20 protein-coding genes and 2 pseudogenes are annotated in these 17,956 nt (G+C 70.2%); 9 read left to right on the top strand and 13 right to left on the bottom strand.

Going from position 1 to position 17,956, the window contains the following annotated elements:
- The 7 genes from ACIQZO_RS38390 to ACIQZO_RS38360 form a co-directional block, all read right to left on the bottom strand.
- Positions 1-102: universal stress protein (locus tag ACIQZO_RS38390; RefSeq protein ID WP_403635758.1), on the bottom strand; the 102-nt coding region annotated here is incomplete at its 3' end.
- A 372-nt stretch (positions 103-474) separates the two neighbouring features.
- On the bottom strand, positions 475-1,839 hold the full coding sequence (locus ACIQZO_RS38385) for a Ni/Fe hydrogenase subunit alpha (RefSeq protein ID WP_403635750.1): 1,365 nt from the start codon (positions 1,837-1,839) through the stop codon (positions 475-477).
- Positions 1,836-2,654 (bottom strand): oxidoreductase, encoded by an 819-nt coding sequence (locus ACIQZO_RS38380; RefSeq protein ID WP_403635748.1) that lies wholly within the window; start codon positions 2,652-2,654, stop codon positions 1,836-1,838. Before ACIQZO_RS38380 ends, ACIQZO_RS38385 begins: the two co-directional genes overlap by 4 nt.
- A gap of 1 nt (position 2,655) precedes the next feature.
- Entirely contained in the window at positions 2,656-3,462 is an 807-nt protein-coding gene (locus tag ACIQZO_RS38375; RefSeq protein ID WP_403635746.1) for an FAD/NAD(P)-binding protein, read from the bottom strand.
- The gene (locus ACIQZO_RS38370; RefSeq protein ID WP_403635744.1) at positions 3,459-3,944 is read right to left on the bottom strand and encodes a cyclic nucleotide-binding domain-containing protein; all 486 of its coding nucleotides are present in this window, start codon (positions 3,942-3,944) and stop codon (positions 3,459-3,461) included. Before ACIQZO_RS38370 ends, ACIQZO_RS38375 begins: the two co-directional genes overlap by 4 nt.
- Positions 3,941-5,110 carry a 4Fe-4S dicluster domain-containing protein gene (locus ACIQZO_RS38365; RefSeq protein ID WP_403635742.1) on the bottom strand — a complete coding sequence of 390 codons (1,170 nt, stop codon included), beginning with the start codon at positions 5,108-5,110 and terminating at the stop codon, positions 3,941-3,943. The genes ACIQZO_RS38370 and ACIQZO_RS38365 overlap by 4 nt, the downstream gene beginning before the upstream one ends.
- Positions 5,111-5,152: 42 nt before the next feature.
- Positions 5,153-5,689, bottom strand: coding sequence for a hydrogenase maturation protease (locus tag ACIQZO_RS38360; protein WP_403635740.1), 537 nt, complete (start codon positions 5,687-5,689; stop codon positions 5,153-5,155).
- 208 nt (positions 5,690-5,897) lie between these two features.
- Here ACIQZO_RS38360 and ACIQZO_RS38355 point away from each other — a divergent pair, with 208 nt between their 5' ends.
- From ACIQZO_RS38355 to ACIQZO_RS38345, 3 genes are read left to right on the top strand one after another with little or no spacing between them, the layout of a single operon-like run.
- Positions 5,898-6,629, top strand: a complete 732-nt coding sequence (locus ACIQZO_RS38355; protein ID WP_403635738.1) for a DUF4158 domain-containing protein — start codon at positions 5,898-5,900, stop codon at positions 6,627-6,629.
- 5 nt (positions 6,630-6,634) lie between these two features.
- Entirely contained in the window at positions 6,635-6,850 is a 216-nt protein-coding gene (locus tag ACIQZO_RS38350) for a hypothetical protein (RefSeq protein ID WP_403635736.1), read from the top strand.
- A 43-nt stretch (positions 6,851-6,893) separates the two neighbouring features.
- Positions 6,894-7,067 (top strand): hypothetical protein, encoded by a 174-nt coding sequence (locus ACIQZO_RS38345; protein ID WP_403635762.1) that lies wholly within the window; start codon positions 6,894-6,896, stop codon positions 7,065-7,067.
- A 171-nt stretch (positions 7,068-7,238) separates the two neighbouring features.
- On the opposite strand, the gene ACIQZO_RS38340 is transcribed toward ACIQZO_RS38345, so the two are convergent.
- From ACIQZO_RS38340 to ACIQZO_RS38320, 5 genes and pseudogenes are all read right to left on the bottom strand, one after another.
- On the bottom strand, positions 7,239-7,883 hold the full coding sequence (locus ACIQZO_RS38340; protein ID WP_403635734.1) for a GAP family protein: 645 nt from the start codon (positions 7,881-7,883) through the stop codon (positions 7,239-7,241).
- 299 nt (positions 7,884-8,182) lie between these two features.
- Positions 8,183-9,290, bottom strand: a pseudogene (locus ACIQZO_RS38335) (MFS transporter); the annotation flags it as partial.
- 84 nt (positions 9,291-9,374) lie between these two features.
- On the bottom strand, positions 9,375-9,557 hold the full coding sequence (locus tag ACIQZO_RS38330; protein ID WP_403635732.1) for a hypothetical protein: 183 nt from the start codon (positions 9,555-9,557) through the stop codon (positions 9,375-9,377).
- A gap of 1 nt (position 9,558) precedes the next feature.
- Positions 9,559-10,008 carry a DUF6325 family protein gene (locus ACIQZO_RS38325; protein WP_403635730.1) on the bottom strand — a complete coding sequence of 150 codons (450 nt, stop codon included), beginning with the start codon at positions 10,006-10,008 and terminating at the stop codon, positions 9,559-9,561.
- 414 nt (positions 10,009-10,422) lie between these two features.
- The gene (locus ACIQZO_RS38320; protein ID WP_403635729.1) at positions 10,423-10,671 is read right to left on the bottom strand and encodes a hypothetical protein; all 249 of its coding nucleotides are present in this window, start codon (positions 10,669-10,671) and stop codon (positions 10,423-10,425) included.
- Between the two features lie 483 nt (positions 10,672-11,154).
- Between ACIQZO_RS38320 and ACIQZO_RS38315 the strand changes: the two genes are divergently transcribed.
- The 4 genes from ACIQZO_RS38315 (at position 11,155) to ACIQZO_RS38300 (ending at position 15,764) form a co-directional block, all read left to right on the top strand.
- A complete protein-coding gene (locus tag ACIQZO_RS38315) occupies positions 11,155-12,513 on the top strand; it encodes a chloride channel protein (protein WP_403635727.1) in 1,359 nt (452 codons plus the stop codon).
- 199 nt (positions 12,514-12,712) lie between these two features.
- On the top strand, positions 12,713-13,807 hold the full coding sequence (locus tag ACIQZO_RS38310) for a glutamate--cysteine ligase (protein ID WP_403635726.1): 1,095 nt from the start codon (positions 12,713-12,715) through the stop codon (positions 13,805-13,807).
- Positions 13,808-14,161: 354 nt separating this feature from the next.
- Positions 14,162-14,305 (top strand): hypothetical protein, encoded by a 144-nt coding sequence (locus tag ACIQZO_RS38305; protein ID WP_403635725.1) that lies wholly within the window; start codon positions 14,162-14,164, stop codon positions 14,303-14,305.
- Positions 14,306-14,333: 28 nt separating this feature from the next.
- Complete coding sequence (locus ACIQZO_RS38300) at positions 14,334-15,764, top strand: DUF2252 domain-containing protein (protein ID WP_403635724.1); 1,431 nt, start codon at positions 14,334-14,336, stop codon at positions 15,762-15,764.
- A 305-nt stretch (positions 15,765-16,069) separates the two neighbouring features.
- Here the strand turns inward: ACIQZO_RS38300 and ACIQZO_RS38295 are convergent.
- Positions 16,070-16,350: pseudogene (locus tag ACIQZO_RS38295) on the bottom strand (LLM class flavin-dependent oxidoreductase); the annotation flags it as partial.
- Between the two features lie 282 nt (positions 16,351-16,632).
- Between ACIQZO_RS38295 and ACIQZO_RS38290 the strand changes: the two are divergent.
- On the top strand, positions 16,633-17,469 hold the full coding sequence (locus tag ACIQZO_RS38290; protein ID WP_403635722.1) for a class II glutamine amidotransferase: 837 nt from the start codon (positions 16,633-16,635) through the stop codon (positions 17,467-17,469).
- Between the two features lie 51 nt (positions 17,470-17,520).
- Complete coding sequence (locus tag ACIQZO_RS38285) at positions 17,521-17,934, top strand: SHOCT domain-containing protein (RefSeq protein ID WP_403635720.1); 414 nt, start codon at positions 17,521-17,523, stop codon at positions 17,932-17,934.
- Positions 17,935-17,956: the final 22 nt, after the last annotated feature.

The following is a 17,956-nucleotide window of genomic DNA, read 5'->3' as shown; positions in this document are numbered from 1 at the left end:
GCGCAGCGTGAATTTGCGGCGGTCGGCTTCGTCAGCGGCCCAACGGGCGGCTGCGAGGCTCTCGGGTGAGCCGTCGAGGCCCACAGTGACGACTGGCTCCATGCCGACTGCTCCGTCTGGTAGGTGACTGGAATGACGGTGAGGTGTCCGGTGCCCGGCCGGCCGGAGCGCTGTCGTCCCCGATCGCGCCGGTAGCCGTGCAGCGACCGTAAACGGTACTCGATGACGCATCCGTGCCAACGCGCCGAGCACACGGCGGTATGTCATCCGGGGAACACCGGAAGCCTCCCCACAGCGCGCAGGAGGCAGATGCGAGACCGGTGAGGTATCTGCGCGGACGCAGACGAACGACGTGCATGCGACCGCGGCTGCGGTCGGCCCCAACGCCGCCATCCGACGTGACGACACCTTGCGAACCGGCCGCGAGCCCAGGCCGCGACCTCACCCGGAACAGCCGGCGACACCTGGGCGTGATCACTGAGTGCGCCCGATGTCCAGTTCCAGGAAGTGGGCCGAACACGAGATGCACGGGTCGTGGTTGCGGACGGCCCGCTCGCACGACCGGGTGAGCTCGGACTCGGAGCCCTCACCCCGATCGAGCCCGGCCTGGACCAGTCGACGCAGATCCTCCTCGATGGCGCCCTGGTTCTGGGCGGTGGGCGGAACGATGCAGGCGTCCGTGACACGCCCCCCTCCGTCGATCGCGTAGCGGTGGTAGAGCAAGCCGCGCGGCGCCTCCGTGGCACCGTGCCCGGTGCCGGCCCGGGCCGGCACCTCCACGTACGGGCTGGCGGGACGCTCGTACTCCGCGATGATCCGCAGGGCCTCCTCCACCGCGTACAGGACTTCCACCGCCCGGACGAGGATGCTTCGGTACGGGTTCCTGCAGGCCTCTCCCCGCTCGGCGCCCGCGCGTGACGGGGGGTCGCCCAGCCCGGCCTCCCGTGCCGCTTCCAGGGCCAGTGGGGACAGCAGGTGGCCGCTGACCGCCCAGCGGGCGAGGGAGCCGGTGAGATGCCTTCGGCCGTCCAGCCGGGAGTGGAGGGCGGTGGAGTGGGGGACCTGCTCCTCGGCCACGTGGTCGGTGAAGTCCCGCAGGGGGAAGCTGTACGGCGGGACCGTCTCGTCGTACGGGAGCACGGTGGGAACGCCGGACTCGATGGCGTAGGTGCCGGTCTCGGCGAGGGCGAGCAGGTCGGCGTCGCACTCGGCGTCCGGGAATTCGAAGCCGGCAACCCAGCGCAACGTGTCCCAGGCGTCGTCGAGGGCGGTGCGCAGCCGTTCTTCCAGGGGGCGGAGCTCGGCGCGGGTCGGGGCGCGGTGGAAGCCTCCGAGCCTGACGTTGACCGGGTGGATGGCCCGGCCTCCGAGCAGTTCGACCACGGCGTTGCCGGTCTGCTTCAGGCGCAGTCCGCGCTTGACGTGCTCCGGATGGGAGCGGGACAGACCGATCACGTCCTGTGCACCGAGAAAGTCCGGTGCGTGCAACATGTGGATGTGCAACGTCTGGCTCTCGATCCATTCGCCGCAGTACAGCAGGCGGCGCAGGGCAGCCACTTGTCCGTCGACGACGACGCCGCACGCGTCCTCGATGGCACGGCAGGCACTCATCTGGTAGGCGACCGGACAGATCCCGCAGATACGGGAGGTGAGGTCGGGTGGCTCCGTATGGGCTCTGCCCCGGAGGAAGGCCTCGAAGAACCGCGGCGGCTCGTAGATCTTGAGCCGCGCCTCGGTGACCGTGCCGTCGTGGATCCTCAGGTGCAGCGCGGTCTCGCCCTCGACACGGGCGAGTGAGGGGATGCGCAGCTCCTGGGACCGGGGGGTGGGATCGTTCATCCGGGTCCTTCAGCGTCGGTCACGCCGGGCTGTCCTTGCTCCTCCACGGCGGTGAAGGCTGTCACGTTGAAGGTGTGCAGGAACCTGCCGATGTCTTCCTCGCTCATCCCGTCACGCTCTATGAGCGGGACCAGCGCGGGAAGGTTCGTGGTTGCGGCCGGCCCGAAGCAGCCGTAGCAGCCGCGCCCGTAGGTCGGGCACAGGGCTCCGCAGCCCGCGTGGGTGACGGGGCCGAGGCAGGGCGTGCCGTGGGCGACGGTGACGCAGACGTTGCCGCGCCGTTTGCAGGCGAAGCAGACGCTGTGGTTCGGGATGGCGGGCTTGCGTCCGGCGAGGAACGCGGTGATGACCTCGACGAGCTGCCCGCGGTCGATGGGACAGCCGCGCAGTTCGAAGTCGACGGGTACGTGGGCGGAGATCGGTGTGGAGGTCGCGAGGGTCTCGATGTACTCGGGGCGGGCGTAGACGGTCGCCAGGTACCCCTCGACGTCGGCGTAGTTGCGCAGAGCCTGGACGCCGCCCGCCGTAGCACAGGCACCGATGGTGACCAGGTGTCGGGCGTCAGCGCGGATGCGCCGGATGCGCTCCACGTGCTCGGGTGTGCTGACCGAGCCTTCGACGAGCACGAGGTCGTACGGGCCGGGCGCGGGCTCGCTGGACGCTTCCAGGAAGTGGGCGATCTCCAGTTCGGCGGCGATGCCGAGCAGTTCGTCCTCACAGTCGAGGAGGGTGAGCTGGCAGCCGTCACAGGAGGCGAACTTGAACACGCCGAGGCGGGGGCGGACACGGGGCTGGGGTGTGGTGGGGGTGCTCATCTCACAGTTCCCGGACGGTGAGCAGGGGCTCGGCCTGGTCGTAGCCGACGACCGGGCCGTCGCGGCAAAGAAGCAGGGGTCCGAGCTGGCAGTGTCCGCAGTGGCCGGTGGCACAGCGCATGTTGCGTTCGAGTGAGACCTGGACGCGGTCGGGACGTACCCCTTGGTGGATCAGCGCCCGTGCGGTTGCGCGCATCATCACCTCGGGACCGCAGACGAAGGCGACCGTGTCCGACGGTGTGAAGCAGGCCTCGCGGAGCAGCGTGGTGACCACTCCGACCCGGCCGGTCCAGCCGCCGGAAGGCCGGTCGACCGTGACGGCGCAGAACGGCTTTCCCCAGGCGGGGAACTCGTCTTCGTAGAGCAGGTCGGTGGGGGTCCGGGCACCCGCGAGGACGTTCAGCCGCCCGAACGCGTGGGGATCGGCCAGGACGGTGTCGACGAGGGGACGGAGCGGAGCGAGCCCGATGCCGCCGGCGATGACGAGCAGGTCGTTGCCGTGGGCGGCAGCCGTGTCCCAGGCGGTGCCGAAGGGGCCGCGCACGCCGACCCACCCGCCGGTCCGCAGGCCGCACAATGCGCGGGAGACGGCACCGACGGCGCGGATCGTGTGCGTCAGCCGGTGCCCGTCTCCGAGCCGGGACACGGACACCGGGATCTCGCCGACACCGAACGCGTACAGCATCGCGAACTGGCCGGGTGCGAAGGGCTTCAGGGCATCCGCGGCAGGCTCCAGTACGAGCGTGACCGTGTCGTGCGTCTCGTCGCGGCGGTCCATCACGCGGTAGGAGAGGGGCGTGAGCGTCATGGCACCGGCCAGCTGCCCTGCGGTCCCGGCGGTCCGTACAGGTCGAGCAGCCGGGTGCGGGTGGCTCGAAGCCGGTCGCCGATGGTCTCGGCGACGACGGTGACCAGCGACAGGCCCAGCGCCGTGTCCTCGGCGCACAGGTCATGGACGGCCGCGGCATCGAATTCCCAGGCGCGGACGGGGTCCCGGGTCTCGGCCGCGAGGTGCCACTGCCGCGGCGGGCACAGCCATGACCAGCCGAGCAGGCTGCCCGCACCGATGGTCTCGACGACCACGCGCCCCCGGCCTGGCATGTGGACATCGAGCGCGACCGTGCCCGAGCGGATGATCCAGAAGCGGTCGGCCTTCTCCCCCTCCTCGAAGATCCGTGTGGCACCCGGAAGGGCGGCTTCACGGGCGAGGGCCATCAGCTTCCCTCGGTGCTCCGCCGTCAGAGCGGCGAACACCCCCTCGCCGGGAGGACCACCCGGATGCGAGGTCACGGCGTGCTCTCCCGCTGCGTGGCTTCCTGGTGCAGGGCGTGGGCTTCCTCGGTGAGGTCGATGCCCGTGGGACACCAGACGATGCACCGGCCGCATCCGACACAGCCGGAGCTGTCGAACTGGTCGTGCCAGGTACCCAGCTTGTGGGTGAGCCACTGGCGGTAGCGGCTGCGCGGGGTGGACCGGACCGGGCCGCCGTGGAGGAGCGAGAAGTCCAGGTCGTAGCAGGAGTCCCAGAGGCGCCAGCGCTCGGCGTGATCGCCGGTCAGGTCGGTTACGTCCTGCGTGGTGGTGCAGAAGCAGGTGGGGCAGACCATGGTGCAGTTGCCGCAGCTGAGGCACCGGGCGGTGACGTCGTCCCAGCGCTCCGCTTCCAGGCTGTCCCGCATCAGCGTGCGCAGGTCCACCGGCGGCATGGAGCGGCCCATGCGTTCGGCGGCGGCGCTCACGGCCTGGGTTGCGGCCGCTCGGGTGGGGGCATCGGCGCTCCGGCCCGGCAGTTCCGCGAGGACCGCGGCTCCCTCCTCGCTCCCGCTCCGGCACAGGAAGCGGTGGCCGGCATCGTCCACGACCTCGGTGAGGGCGAGGTCGTACCCGGCGTCGACGGCCGGCCCGCTCCCCATCGAGACACAGAAGCAGGTGGCACCCGGCTCGGTGCACTCGGCCGCGATCAGGAAGGCGCCCGTCCGCCGGGACAGGTAGGTGGGATCCCGGTACCTGCCACCGCTCATCACACGGTCCAGGATCTGAATGGCACGCAGATCGCAGGGCCGCACGCCGAGGAACGCGTACGAAACCCTCTCCTGCTCCTCCTCCCGGACAACCGGAGCACCGTCCGGGCCACGGTCCGCAGACCACTGGCGGACGCGCTCCGGATGCAGGAACGACTTCCACGACTGGGGCCCCGCGCTGTGCGCAAACACGGCCCCGTCCTCGCGGCGGCGGAGCCGGTACCGCCCCGCCTCCAGGTCGACCCCCCACCCGTAGGGAAGCGCATCGGCGGATTCCAACTCGGCGAGGACGATCGCTCCGTCGCGCACGGTCGGGCCGATCACCGTACGGCCGCGCCGCTTCAGGACATCCACGAGCGCGGCCAGACCGTCGCGGTCGAGAACCACCTCGGCCTGGTGGTCGAGGACGGCTCCGGCATCCGAAGCGTCGGTCATGGTCCACCTCTCGGTCTCCAGGTGCCTAGATCCGGCAGCATGTCAGACCAGCGGACTCCCCGGTTCGAACCTGGTCCGGCGAGTCCGCTCGCCGTTTTTGCGGACGTCTTCCTCGATGCGCCGGGCCAGATGCGGCAGGGCGGCCGCCACCGCCGGGGTGAGCCCCGTACCCAGCGAGCGGTCCGCTCCCTCGACCGCGTACACGACGAGGCGGCCGGGGCCGCGCCCGAGACTGTCGGCGAGGCACAGGGCCTCCGCGAGCCCCAGCCCGTGCGTGCTCTGCCTGCCTGCGGTAGCCGGGTGCGGCATATCGCCCGGGGCCACACACCACCGGTGTGTTCGCCCGGGCTGCGCCGCAGGTGGGAAGCAGGCGTCGATGACGAGGGTGAGGGCTTTATCTTCCCAGAGGGTGATCAGGCGGCCGGGGTCTCCGTCGCACTGTGCGAGCTCGGTACCGGAGGGGAGAGGTCGCCGTGCTTCCCGTTCGCACAACAACGCGATGGTGGCCCACCCCACCCCGTCATCGCGCCGGAACTCGTTGCCGATCCCGATGACCGCCGTGCCGACGAGCGGCTTCATAGGTACCCGCTTCCCTCTTCGGGCTTCTCCAGGCACAGCCTGCTCTACTCACGGGACGGGGTCCTGCGCCATGGGGCAAACGGTGCACGGCGCAGTACCGCGTGGTGGACGGGGCCCCGAGGCCCTGAGCTCGGTCATGGGACACACAGCCGTGGAAGGGGACCGTTCGGCACTGGCCCTCCGTTCAGGGGGCACCGGATCGTGAGAAGTGCTCGGGCTGGGCTTTTCGGTACTCCGCCCACGACCTCCCCGACACGCGAAGCCGGGAGCAGAAGATGAAAGAACAAGAGAAGTCCTCCGCCGACAGTCAGGAGCAGGGTTCGCTGCTGCGTTACGTGGGTGCCGTGGCCGGGGCGGCGGCGAGGAGGCGGCAGGTACGGCCTGTGCCGACGGGTTTGAGGTGGAGGCCCGGTTTCCGGAGTCCGCCAAGGAGATGCCCGTGGCAGCGGTGGAGTACGTGACCCAGCAGGTGAAGGTACCGGCCGGGGCGTGGGCGGACTATGACTGGCAGGGCAACCGGGTCAAGCGGCACCGCAGGGAGATCCGGGATGCGTACGGGTTCCGGGCGAACACCGAGGAGGACCAGGAGCGGCTGGCCGAGTGGCTGGCCGCTGAGCTGTGTCCGGTGGAGCTGTCGCGGGATCGACTGGCGGCGGCGGTGGTGGTCCGGTGCCGTAACGAGCACATCGAGCCGCCGGCCCCGGGGCGGGTCGGGCGGCTGGTGGGCAAGGCGGTCAAGGACTTCGAGGCCCAGTTCTGCCGCAGCAGGGTGGAACGGATCTCGCACGCGACGCGCTCGCGCCTGGAGGACATGGTCGCCGGCAGCGAGGACGAGACGGGCGCAGGAGGGGGCAGTGAGGGTGCGGTGGCGGGCGGCGGCCGGTCGCACTTTGCCGAGCTGAAGGCCGATCCGGGGCGCCGGGGCTGGAGAGCCTGCTGACGGAGGTGAACAAGCTGGAGCGGGTGCGGCGGCTGGAGCTGCCCGCGGACTTGTTCGCGGACGTGTCGGAGAAGCTCGTGGACGCGTTCTGGACCCATGTCAATCCGTACGGCCGGTTCGAGGTGGACATGAACAGCCGTCTCGATCTGGGCTTGTCCATCCGGGCGACGATGCCCGGCCTGCGCACCCCGCAGGGTGAGGCAGCCGCAGCCCCGGCATGAGACCCGTGCTCCGGGCCGGTGCCGGGGCCCGGGTGACGACGACATGCCCGCGACGAGGCGTGCCGCGAAGGCAGAGGAGCAGCTGCACGCCACGGTCGCCAGGGCGGCCCGGCGGGCGGACCCGGCGCTGCCCGGGGACCTGGTCGCCACGCTGAAGACGCCGGAGGGCAAGCGGTACTCGGAGCTGGAGCGGACGCGCCGTCACAGGCAGGAGTGAGCCGGCTCAAGCCGCGAAGCCGAGGCCGGTCAGTTCTCGGGGGCGTCTCGGCGCTACCTCATGCGCTGACGCTATCTCTCGTAAACATTCCGAGGCCCAGCGATCAACAACCGCCGTCAACCGGCAGACAAACGCTGCCGCTGAACGTGGACAAAGCCACCCGGTGGGCCGTCAGGCGACGAGTGCGTAGATGCTGCTGCTCATCAGCCAGAGTCCGGCCAGCAGCGAGAGGGTGACGATCAGCTGGTCCTGGTGATGCTCGAGCCAAGTCCGCAGAGTGTTCAGTCGAGCCTGGGCGGCACCCGGTGCCCAGACGGTGTACATCTCCATGACCAGAAGACTGAGGGTGGCCAGCAGGCAGTAGCCGGTCAAGGCAAACCAGTCAGAGAGTGAGGAGAGGTCGGCGCTGACGACCGTGGCGGCGCCCGCACCGACCAGGGCCCACGGCTGGAGCAACCAGGCGAGTGCGGCAGCAGTGCCGAGCGAGGCGTTGTCGACGCGGCCCGTCCAGCTCGGCGGCCGGAACGGGCGGGGCGGCCTCCGGTGCCGATAGCCACCGAACAGCACGAGGCCGACGCCGATCGCCAGTTTGGCGGCGACCGCCGCGGTCGACTGCGTGCTGTGGTGGACGGGCGGCGTCCCACCAGTCAGCAGCACGACACAGGCAACCACCACGACCAGGTTGCCCAGCCACGACAGCAGGAAGACGAGGCCCTTGCGAACACCGCGGTGTGACGCCAGCAGCAGGATGAAAGCGCTGTTGTGCAGCGGTCCGAGGGTGATGGCCGTGCCGATCACGACCAGGTCGACGACCATCGACACAACCGCTCCCGGAGATCAGACCCGCCCAAGATTGTCGGACGGATGTTTTGCAGGGGCGTGCCTGGCGGGCAGGGTGTTGGCACCCGCGTGGCGCCGTGTCCCGACTCTGCGGCTCCTGGCCCGACGGGTCAAGCCAGCCACGCTGGTGCCCCCGACCGCCTCTGCCCTGCCACGGACTACGGCAGGCGGTGAAGGCGGCCGATCGGTGGGCGTGAACGTCAGGGTGGGCCGTCGCGGTCTGCCTTCGGTCGCGAGACGCAGGGGCTCGCCACCCTTGCTGGGAGGCAAGACGGTCACTGCCCGGCCTCGGCAGCTCCCCGGAGGCGGTGCGGTCGGTGAGGCGTTCGGCGGGGCTGGGCCGACGGGATCCGCTCGGTGAAGAACAGGGCGATGAGCGCGGCCAGGGCCAGGATGGCGAGCGCCGCGCGCAGGCCGTCGAGCCTGGCGGCGGCGTTCGCGTCCAGCGCCGCCTGGGACAGCTCCGGGGTCACGCCGGCTTCGTCGAGGGCGGTCTCCAGCTGGGCATCGGACAGGAACGGTGCGCCGCTCTGGAGCTGGACGGTCGCCTGGCTCGTGATGCTGTCGGGGACAGCCGGGTTCGCCTCGATGGTGGTCAGGAAGGACGTCGTGAGTGCGGCGATCATGATCGATCCGGCGAGTGCCGTACCGATCGAGGCGCCGAGGTTGGTGACGGCGTTCTGGACGCCGCCGACCTCCGCGCTCTGCGCCTGCGGCACCGCGGACACGGTGACCCGCCCCGAGCTGGGACGCCAGTGCCCCCATACCGAGCCCGATCAGCAGCAGCGGGACGGTGACGACCTCCGCGCCGGCGTCCAGGTCGAGCGCGGCCATCAGGACCACCGCTCCCGCGAGCAGCGCGAGGGTCCCGAGCCGTACCACCTGCCGCGGCGAGACGTCGGGGAGGAAGCGTGGGATCAGGACGGCCGCCGCCAGCAGGCTCACCGAGAGCGGTAGGAGGCGGGCACCGGTCTCCAGCGCCGACAGGCCCAGGGCAACGGACAGGTACAGCGGGACGACGAAGAACACGCCCATCTGCACGAGGTACTGGAAGAAGAACATCGTCAGGCCGCCGGTGAGCTGCTTGTTCTGCGGCATGCCGGGATCGACCAGGGGATCCCCGCCCCGCTCGACGACCTTGGCTTCCCAGCGCAGGAAGATCCAGAGCAACGCCAGACCCGCCAGCATCAGCCAGGTCGTCAGCGACACCCCGATCCACGCGGGCACGCCAGGCTTCGGCTGGAACCAGCCCCATTCGTCGGACCGCAGCACCCCGTAGACGAAGATCCCGAGCCCGAGCCCGGAGAGGACCGCGCCCACGAAGTCGATGCTCCGGCGTTCACCGGGCGGGGCGTCCGCGATGCGGCGCGCGAGCACGAGGATGCAGCCGCCGCCTTCGCTTGCCGGCCGCCGCCTCGGGCGACCGGGAGGGAGCGCGCGCCGCCCCGGACCGGCAGTGAGGTTCGATCAGCGCCGGTCCCGGCGGTCGTCCCGGCGGTCTTGACGGTCGTCCCGGCGGTCCTCGCGCCGGTCACTGCGGCGACCGACCCCGTGGGCGACGACCGCTGCCGTGCCGACGACGGCCGCTGTGCGAGCGACGGGGGCGCCGATGACCCCACGTCGCCCTCTGCGCATCGGTCCGATGGGCATCTCATTCTCCTTCTTCGTCGTCGGCTTCGATCGAGGCCAGGATGGCCTGGATCGGAATACGTCCGTTGGCGATGAGCTGGCCTCCCGAGCGGCGTGCGGCGGAGGCGAAGGGCCCCGCCCACACGTTCTCCCAGACCAGCACCCCGGCTGTCGTACCGGGCTCCATGGCGGCGGCCAGGTTGACGACGTCCTCTTCCGCGAGCAGGCCGGCCAGCTGCGCCTCTGCGGCGCGCAGTTCGCCGGCGTTCTCTACGCCATCGACCTCCAGCACGTCGATCTCGCCGTCGGCCCCCTTCGTCAGGATGATCAGGTCCAGGACCCGGATGGTCCCCGAGGTAACCAGCTTGTCGAGCTCTGCGGCCATCTCTCCGGTGAAGTGCGAAGTGGCCGGAGGGAACTCGACGACGAGGTAGTCGACCGGCCCCAGTTCGTCGGTGTCAGGCGATGTCATGTCTGCCCTTCCGTTCTCTCGATGAGCACCCGTTCGAGGTCAAGCGCCTTCTTCGGTGGCCGCTGGATCCGAGACCCCACGTTCGGACGTGCCTGCCTGTTCACCCGGTCCAACGCAGAGCGCCGACATGGACACGGTGGCCCCGAAGGGCTGGAGGGGCGGCCGGCAAGTTGACGATCATGGCCGGCCCCGCAAGCGTGATTCCGCACCACTGATACGACCCGCCACCGGCGAGGGCGATGAGGATGCCCAATGCCCGTCCGCCTGCCAGCCTCGCACGGTGGCTGACGGCCCGCATCCTGGCCGATATCCCGGCCCGAAGGTGACAGATGCGTCTGCTTCGACCGTGACATGTCGGCGCGGACCTGCACGCGTTCCTGATGGCCGAGGGCAAGGTCGTCGAGCACTGGGACATCACCCGCCCCCCACTCCGGGCCCGAAGCCGCCCCCCGCCTGGCCAGCCTGCCGGACCGGCGCTTCGTGGCACTTGCCGACCTGTGCCGTCGCATATCCGTTGAGCCTGAGGGTCTCCGCGAGCGGCGCCTTGGTGTTGCGGCGGATTGAGTCGCAACCGGGAGCCGAGGTGGCGATCTCCGTGATGCCGCCCATACCCACCGCATGGTGGTGACGTCTGGTCGGCAACGCCTGGCGGTTCGCGAGCACAGCGCGGTGGTATGGAAGCGGGTGTAGCGCAGTCTGCGGGCGGCCAGACGCTCAAGAAGGGGCGGAAAGTCGTCGCTGACCAGGCCGCGGGAATCTCGTACCGACCGCGCCCAGCCCGGCCCGCCCCAGCCGGCCCGATGAGCGGCGACCGCACCAAGCTGTGCGGGGTAGCGGGTGCTGCGGCGCTGCGCACGGCCGCACCCTCGGATACCGGCTGTGGGAATTCCTCGTGGCTCATCCTCCTCGGCGCGGTCGCGGTACTCACCCTGCTTGCCACGACCGGGCGGACCGCGCCGACGGCGCAGGACCGATCGGGTGAACCTCCTGGCGGGGTTTGGGCCGGCTGAGTGACCGTCACGCCGACGCCGAACGGCAGCGGTGCGCAAGCCAGGTGCGCATCGATGCCACGTGGTATCACGTCGGGTAGACGCCGGTGAATCGCCACGTTCCCGACGGGCATCGATGGCGAGGAGTTGATTCGCAATGTCGGCCGATAGTCCCGTCGGTGCACCGGGGGCGCCATCGACTGATCCCTTCGCCCAGGTCAGGACCCGCGGCTACATCGGGCTCCTGGTCATGGCGGCGGTGCTCGGAGTGCCGATCTCCGCAGGCGCGTACGGCTTCCTCGCGCTGGTCGATGCGCTCCAGCCCTGGACCTACACCGACCTGCCCAAGGTGCTGGGCTTCCGGGGGACCCCACCCTGGTGGCCCCTTCCACTGCTCGCCGTGGCAGGCCTGCTGGTCGGAGTGACCATCCGCTACCTTCCCGGGATCGGCGGCCACAAGCCCGCCGAGGGGCTGTCGACGTCGGGCGCGCCGAAACCGCGTGAGCTTCCCGGCATCCTCCTCGCGGCCGTGGCGACGCTGGGCCTCGGCGCGGTCCTCGGACCCGAGGCGCCGCTCATCATGCTCGGCAGCGGCGTCGCCCTCTGGCTGGTACGCCTGCTCAAGCCGGACATGCCCCCGCAGGCCGGGGCCGTCATCGGCGCCGCGGGGAGCTTCGCAGCGGTCAGCACCCTGCTCGGGTCCCCCATTACCGGGGCCTTCCTCCTCATGGAAGTGTCGGGGATCGGCGGGCCGATGCTCGGGGTCGTGCTGGTGCCGGGCCTTCTCGCCGCCGGCATCGGCTCGCTCGTCTTCATCGGCCTGGACAACTGGACCGGTCTCGGTACGTTCTCGCTGGCGATTCGGGACGTACCACACGCCAACTCGCCCACCGTCGCCGAATTCGGCTGGGCACTCGTCATCGGACTTGTGGCGGCCATCGTCGGCACGGGTATCCGACGGCTCTCGTTGTGGCTGCAGCCGCGCGTCGAACGGCGCCTGCTTCCCGCCACCGTACTGATGGGCCTGGTGATCGGCGGGCTCGCCATCGCCTACGCCCAGGGCACCGGGAAGGCCGCGACCGAGGTGATGTACTCGGGGCAGAGCGCTCTGGGCCCGCTGCTCGCGAACAGCGCCGATTACACCGTCGGCACGTTGACGCTTCTCGTGGCCTGCAAGGGGCTCGCGTACTGCGTCTCGCTGAGCGCCTTCCGGGGCGGCCCGATCTTCCCGGCGATGTTCCTGGGGGCGGCGGGCGGGATCGCCATGTCGCACCTTCCAGGGCTGCAGCTCACCCCGGCGTTCGCCATGGGCATCGGAGCCATGTCGGTCACCATGCTCAGGCTCCCGTTGACGTCGGTGCTGCTGGCCACCCTCCTGCTGGGATCGCAGGGCCTCACCGTCATGCCTTTGGTCATCGTCGCGGTGGTGGTCGCCTACGTCGTGATACTCAGGCTCAGCCCGGCTCCGACCGGCAGATCCGAGGCCAACGCTCGGACAGGCCCTGCCCTGGCATGACGCACCGCGGGAGCTGGCGGCGTCGCAGTAGAGGACGTACAGGATGCCCTGCGGACACGAACGGTCCGCCACTGACCGCGGGGCCGGACGTCCTCGTCCACGCTCCACCGCCGAGCGCTCGCGCACTCACGAGGGGCCATCGGTGCCGTAGTGGCCCTTTACGTGGTTGATCACCGCGGGTTCGGGGGTACCACCCAGCATGATCACTGTTGGGGTCGAAGAGGAGTACTTGCTGGTCGACCCGGAGACCTTGCTTCCCACCCCGCTCGTGCAGGAGGTGCGTGCCTCGGCCCGCCTGGCACCCATCGCGGAAGAGCGCGAGGTCCAGGACGAGCTGCTGCAGGCTCAGATCGAAGTCGCAACCCCCGTGTGCACGTCCCTCGAGGAGGTGGGAGGGCATCTCCTGCGGTTGCGCCACGCGGTCGCCTCCGCCGCGCAGGCGAACGGCTGCCGCATCGCCGTCTCTGCCACCTCGCCGGTCAGGGATGCCGTGCCCGTACCCATCACCAGCACGGCAAGGTACCTGAAGATGCAGCAAGAGGCCCGATTGCTGGTCGACGAGCAGCTGATCTGCGGAATGCACGTCCATGTGGGGATGCCTGACCGCGAGACCGGGGTGGCCGTCCTGAACCGGCTGCGCGTCTGGCTTCCCACGCTGCTGGCGATGTCCGCGAACGGGCCCCTGTGGGACGGGCGGGACACCGGCTTCGCCAGTTGGCGCACGATCATCTTCGGGCGCTGGCCGGTCAGTGGCCCACCGCCGCACTTCGCGGGGCTCGCGGACTACGAGGCGCGGGCCGATGCGCTGGTGGAACCCGGGGTGATCCCGGACCGGGGGCAGCTGTACTGGCAGGCCCGGCTCTCCGAGCGCTACCCGACCATCGAGGTGCGCTGCTGTGACGTGCAGCTGGAGGCGGACGACGCGGTCATGCTCGCCGGCGTCGTCCGCGGGCTCGCCGCCACCGCTATCGCCGAGGAAAAGGCGGGAGTCGCTCACACGCCGTGCCGACCGGAGCTCCTGCAAGCGGCGACGTGGCATGCGGCCCGGCACGGGATCAGCAGCACGCTGGTGGACCCGAAGGGGCGACTTCGGAGCAGCGGAGACGTGCTGTGTGCGCTCCTGCGTTACATCGGCCCCGCCCTTGAAGACAACGGTGACCACCGCGAGGTGACCTCGCTCGTCCATCGGCTGCTCCAGCAGGGAACGTCGGCCGACCGCCAGCGCCGCGCCCTGGCCGAGGCCGGCCTACGGGCGGTCGGTGCCCTGATCACCTCAGGAGCCACCACCTCCTGAGTCGCCCGCCGACTGTGACCGGTGGGCCGACGGAACCGGGGCGCTGCAGGCTCCACCGGGGTCCTCCTGGCCGAGCCGTCCGGATGACGTGCCTGCAAAGCCAGACGCCCCTGACGGCCCGCGCCGTCGACGAGTTCCGTGGGGTGCAGGGCGGTGACCGGCATCGCGCGGCGCACATGAGCCGCTCGAACGCCTGCCCCGCGCGCAGGAGCGGGAGGGGTTCTAGAGTTGGAGCAAGGCATGCGGGTCGTCCGCGGGCATGCGGGCACCCACGTCACATGTCGTTCGCCCGCCCCTTACCCGCCCACATGACCCGCCCGCAAGGCAGGTCCGGCTGCCGAGCGGTTGCCGGACGTGCTGATCTCCGTCGCCCCCGTCGTGGGCACCGCCCGCAGCGTGACGGCCGCCGGCAACACCATCGCGGCACTCGGCACCGCCGATGCCGTCGCCGATGCCCAAGGACAGCTCTCGCAGAGCTGGGAGCCGTTCCCGTCCTGAGGGCAGCAGAGCAGGCAGGAGTGCACTGATGTCCCAGAGCGCGACCACCGCCATGCGCGCGGCACCCCACAGCACACCCCAGGAACGCGCGGACCACGGCAAGGAGGCCCGGCGCCGCTCGCCCCGGTCCGGGCACGCCGAGTACCGGCCGTCTCCGGAGAGGCGGGACCCACTGGCGATACTGGAGGAGCAGTCTGCGGCCCGGGTTCCCGAGCTGGTCCCGATCCGCTACAGCAGGATGACGGAGTCCCCCTTCCGATTCTACCGCGGGGCCGCCGCAATCATGGCCTCCGACCTGGCCGGCAGCCCGGACTCGGGGATCACGGCCCAACTGTGCGGGGACGCGCACCTGCTGAACTTCCGGCTGCTGGCCTCTCCGGAGCGCCGGCTGATGTTCGACATCAACGACTTCGACGAGACCCTGCCCGGTCCCTGGGAGTGGGACGTCAAACGATTGTCGGCGAGTCTCGTCATCGCCGGCCGGGCGAACGGCTTCGACGAGGCCGAGCGCGCACGCATCGTGAGCTCTGCCGTGCGCTCGTACCGTGAGGCGATGCGCGGCTTCGCCGGCATGGGCAACCTCGACGTCTGGTACGCGAAGATCGACGCGGACCGCCTCGAGGCCCTGACCACAGGTCGGCTCGACAAGAGCGGGCGGAAGAAGCTGACCGGTGCCCTGGCGAAGGCTCGCACGCATGACACCCTGCAGGTCTTCGAGAAACTCACGGAACTGGTCGACGGCCGGCCGAGGATCGCGGCGGACCCCCCGTTGCTGGTGCCGATCGCGGACCTGCTGCCGGACGTCGAGCGCAGCACATTCGAGCGCCAGCTCCGCCGTCTGGTCGAACGCTACGGCCTCACGATGGCAACCGACCGGCGGGCGCTCCTGGAGGACTACCGGCTGGTCGACGCGGCCCGCAAGGTGGTCGGCGTCGGCAGCGTCGGAACCCGCTGCTGGATCCTGCTGCTGCTCGGCCGCGACGGCCAAGATCCGCTCTTCCTGCAGGCCAAGGAGGCCGACACCTCCGTTCTCGCCGCTCACGTCGGCGCGAGCCGTTACCGCAACCAGGGTGAGCGCGTGGTCTCGGGACAGCGGTTGATGCAGGCGGCGAGTGACATCTTCCTGGGCTGGGAGCGGGTGGACGGGATCGACGGCAAGCAACGCGACTTCTACATCCGCCAGCTGCGCGACTGGAAGGGCATCGCGACGCCGGAGTCGATGTCAACCGGACAGTTGGAGACGTTCGGCGAGGTGTGCGGCCTCACTCTCGCCCGAGCGCACGCACGGTCGGGAGACCGCGTCGCGATCGCCGCGTACCTGGGCCGCAGCGAATCCTTCGACCGGGCGGTCGCCGCATTCGCCGAGGCCTACGCCGATCAGAACGAACGCGACCATCAAGCTCTGGTCGACGCGGTACACGCAGGCCGGCTGCCTGCACAGGAACTTCCCGCAGCCTGACCACTCGGCACGGCCGGCGCCGGGCCACACCGGGGTCCGGCGCCGGCCGCGCCGCACTCGCTCCGGCCCTCCGGCCCTCCGGCTTCCCTGGCGATCGCGGCCGGCCCGGACCATGAGGTCACGCGGGTTCGCGCGGTGCCGGACGCCGTTTCCAAGGCCGTCCTTGAGGCTGCGCAGGATGGTGCTGAGTTCCTGCGCCGGTATCGGCGAAGGGGTGTCGCCCCGCGTCGCGATCCGGTCGAAGGCGTGGGCCGCAAAGTCCGGCCACGAGCGGCGGTCGTCGGTCCATGCCTCTGCCACCCGGTCCGGTCCAGGGTGGCGAAGAGCTTGGCGAGTGGGTGGGGTACGAGACGATGTGCCGACGGGCGGGCAGGATCTGGAGTCGGTCCAGGGTGCTCGCGATGCACGCGACCGCCGGTGCAGGGGCGGGAGATCCAGAGCCGTAGGCGAACAGCGCGCGGTCCCAGCCGTGGTCCTCGTGCGCTCGGGCGGGCCGGAGCGTGCACTCCTCGTCGAGGGCGGCCCGGGAGCGCGCGACGGGTTCGGAGCGGACAGCTCGGCTGGTTCCACCGCCCCGAGCTCGCAGCGACGGCCGTCCGATCCGCGCCACATGGCGATGTGCGGCGAAGGAGGCGAAAATGAGGTTGGCCGGACACGAGCCACCCGCTCCGCGCACACGGCGCCGCCCGCGACACGGGGAAGCGGCACTCCGCTCTCAGCGCACTCACAGCAGAGCCGGCAAGGCTGCGGGCTGCGGGCTGCGGCAGCGAGGTGACCAGCGAACTCATTGCAGACTCCGGGAGCCGGGTGTTGAGCGGGCCACGAAGGTATTCCCGCGGTTTCAGGTCAGAAATACAGGTGATCGCTCATGTGCCGATGGCTCGCTTACTCGGGAACACCCCAGCTGCTCGACACCATCCTCTACAAACCCGCCCACTCGCTGATCGATCAGAGCCTGCACTCCAAGCTGGGTGTCGAGACGACGAACGGTGACGGTTTCGGCGTCGGGTGGTACCCGGAAGGCAGCGACGGCACCCCCGCACTCATGCGGGACGTCGGCCCCGCATGGAACAACCGCAACCTGCGGGAGCTCGCGGACCACGTCCGCTCGCCGTTGTTCTTCGCCCACATCCGGGCGTCGACGGGTACGGCGGTGCAGCAGACGAACTGTCACCCGTTCCGGCACGGCCGGTGGATGTGGATGCACAACGGCTCCGTCGCCGGCTTCCACGCCATGCGGCGGGACCTCACCCTGCTCGTCGACCCCGCGCTGTACTCCGAGATCGAGGGGACGACGGACTCGGAGACCATGTTCTACCTGGCGCTCACCTTCGGCCTGGAGGAGGACCCGCCGGGCGCCGTCGCCAAGATGGTGGGGCTGGTGGAACGCGTCGGCCGCGAACACGGCGTGGAGTATCCGATGCAGATGACGGTCGCCGTCAGTGACGGGACGACCGTGTGGGCCTTCCGCTACTCCAGCCAGGGCGCCTCACGGTCACTCTTCTACAGCAGCCGGGTGGACTCGCTGCGCAAGCTGCACCCCGAAATCACCTTCCTTCAGGAAGTGTCCGACGAAACCCGCCTGGTGGTGTCGGAACCCCTCGGCGATCTGCCCGGCGCCTGGAACGAGGTACCCGAGAGCAGCTACGGCGTCGTACGGGCCGGAGCCGACCAGTTGTGTCCCTTCACCCCAGAACCGGTATGACGCGGCGTCGCATTGTCACGGACCCCCGTCACAACCGACAGGAGACCTCCCATGAAGGACTCGATGCTGAACCTGGCAGTGGACTACCCGCTGCTGAACATGTTCTGGACCATGATGATGGTCTTCCTCTGGGTACTCTGGTTCTTCCTGCTCTTCCGCGTCATCGGCGACATCTTCCGGGACGACGAACTGAGCGGCTGGGGCAAGGCGGGATGGACCATCTTCGTGATCCTGCTGCCCTTCCTGGGCGTGTTCGTCTACCTGATCGCCCGCGGGCGCGGAATGGGCGAACGCGAATTGAAGCGGACCCAGCGGAACGAAGAGGAGTTCCGCTCCTACGTGCGCCAGAGTGCCGGAGCCGGCAGCGCGGCGGAGGAACTGTCCCGGCTCGCCGAGCTCAAGAACCGCGGCGAGATCACGGAAGCCGAGTTCGAGCAGGCCAAGGACAAAGTCCTCACGGCCTGATCGGGGCGCGGCGACCGGACCA

It is taken from the genome of Streptomyces sp. NPDC097617, assembly GCF_044761485.1.
GTDB lineage: Bacteria > Actinomycetota > Actinomycetes > Streptomycetales > Streptomycetaceae > Streptomyces.
The sequence above is the reverse complement of the archived record's forward strand: the minus strand, read 5'-3'. Positions and strand labels throughout refer to the sequence as shown.

Coding starts and splice junctions, on each gene's coding strand:
- ACIQZO_RS38380 (WP_403635748.1), bottom strand. CDS start 2,654: ATGAGCACCCCCACCACACCCCAGCCCCGTGTCCGCCCCCGCCTCGGC.
- ACIQZO_RS38285 (WP_403635720.1), top strand. CDS start 17,521: ATGAAGGACTCGATGCTGAACCTGGCAGTGGACTACCCGCTGCTGAAC.
- ACIQZO_RS38375 (WP_403635746.1), bottom strand. CDS start 3,462: ATGACGCTCACGCCCCTCTCCTACCGCGTGATGGACCGCCGCGACGAG.
- ACIQZO_RS38365 (WP_403635742.1), bottom strand. CDS start 5,110: ATGACCGACGCTTCGGATGCCGGAGCCGTCCTCGACCACCAGGCCGAG.
- ACIQZO_RS38340 (WP_403635734.1), bottom strand. CDS start 7,883: ATGGTCGTCGACCTGGTCGTGATCGGCACGGCCATCACCCTCGGACCG.
- ACIQZO_RS38345 (WP_403635762.1), top strand. CDS start 6,894: ATGCCCGCGACGAGGCGTGCCGCGAAGGCAGAGGAGCAGCTGCACGCC.
- ACIQZO_RS38310 (WP_403635726.1), top strand. CDS start 12,713: ATGATCACTGTTGGGGTCGAAGAGGAGTACTTGCTGGTCGACCCGGAG.
- ACIQZO_RS38300 (WP_403635724.1), top strand. CDS start 14,334: ATGTCCCAGAGCGCGACCACCGCCATGCGCGCGGCACCCCACAGCACA.
- ACIQZO_RS38315 (WP_403635727.1), top strand. CDS start 11,155: ATGTCGGCCGATAGTCCCGTCGGTGCACCGGGGGCGCCATCGACTGAT.
- ACIQZO_RS38360 (WP_403635740.1), bottom strand. CDS start 5,689: ATGAAGCCGCTCGTCGGCACGGCGGTCATCGGGATCGGCAACGAGTTC.
- ACIQZO_RS38330 (WP_403635732.1), bottom strand. CDS start 9,557: ATGCCCATCGGACCGATGCGCAGAGGGCGACGTGGGGTCATCGGCGCC.
- ACIQZO_RS38385 (WP_403635750.1), bottom strand. CDS start 1,839: ATGAACGATCCCACCCCCCGGTCCCAGGAGCTGCGCATCCCCTCACTC.
- ACIQZO_RS38325 (WP_403635730.1), bottom strand. CDS start 10,008: ATGACATCGCCTGACACCGACGAACTGGGGCCGGTCGACTACCTCGTC.
- ACIQZO_RS38290 (WP_403635722.1), top strand. CDS start 16,633: ATGTGCCGATGGCTCGCTTACTCGGGAACACCCCAGCTGCTCGACACC.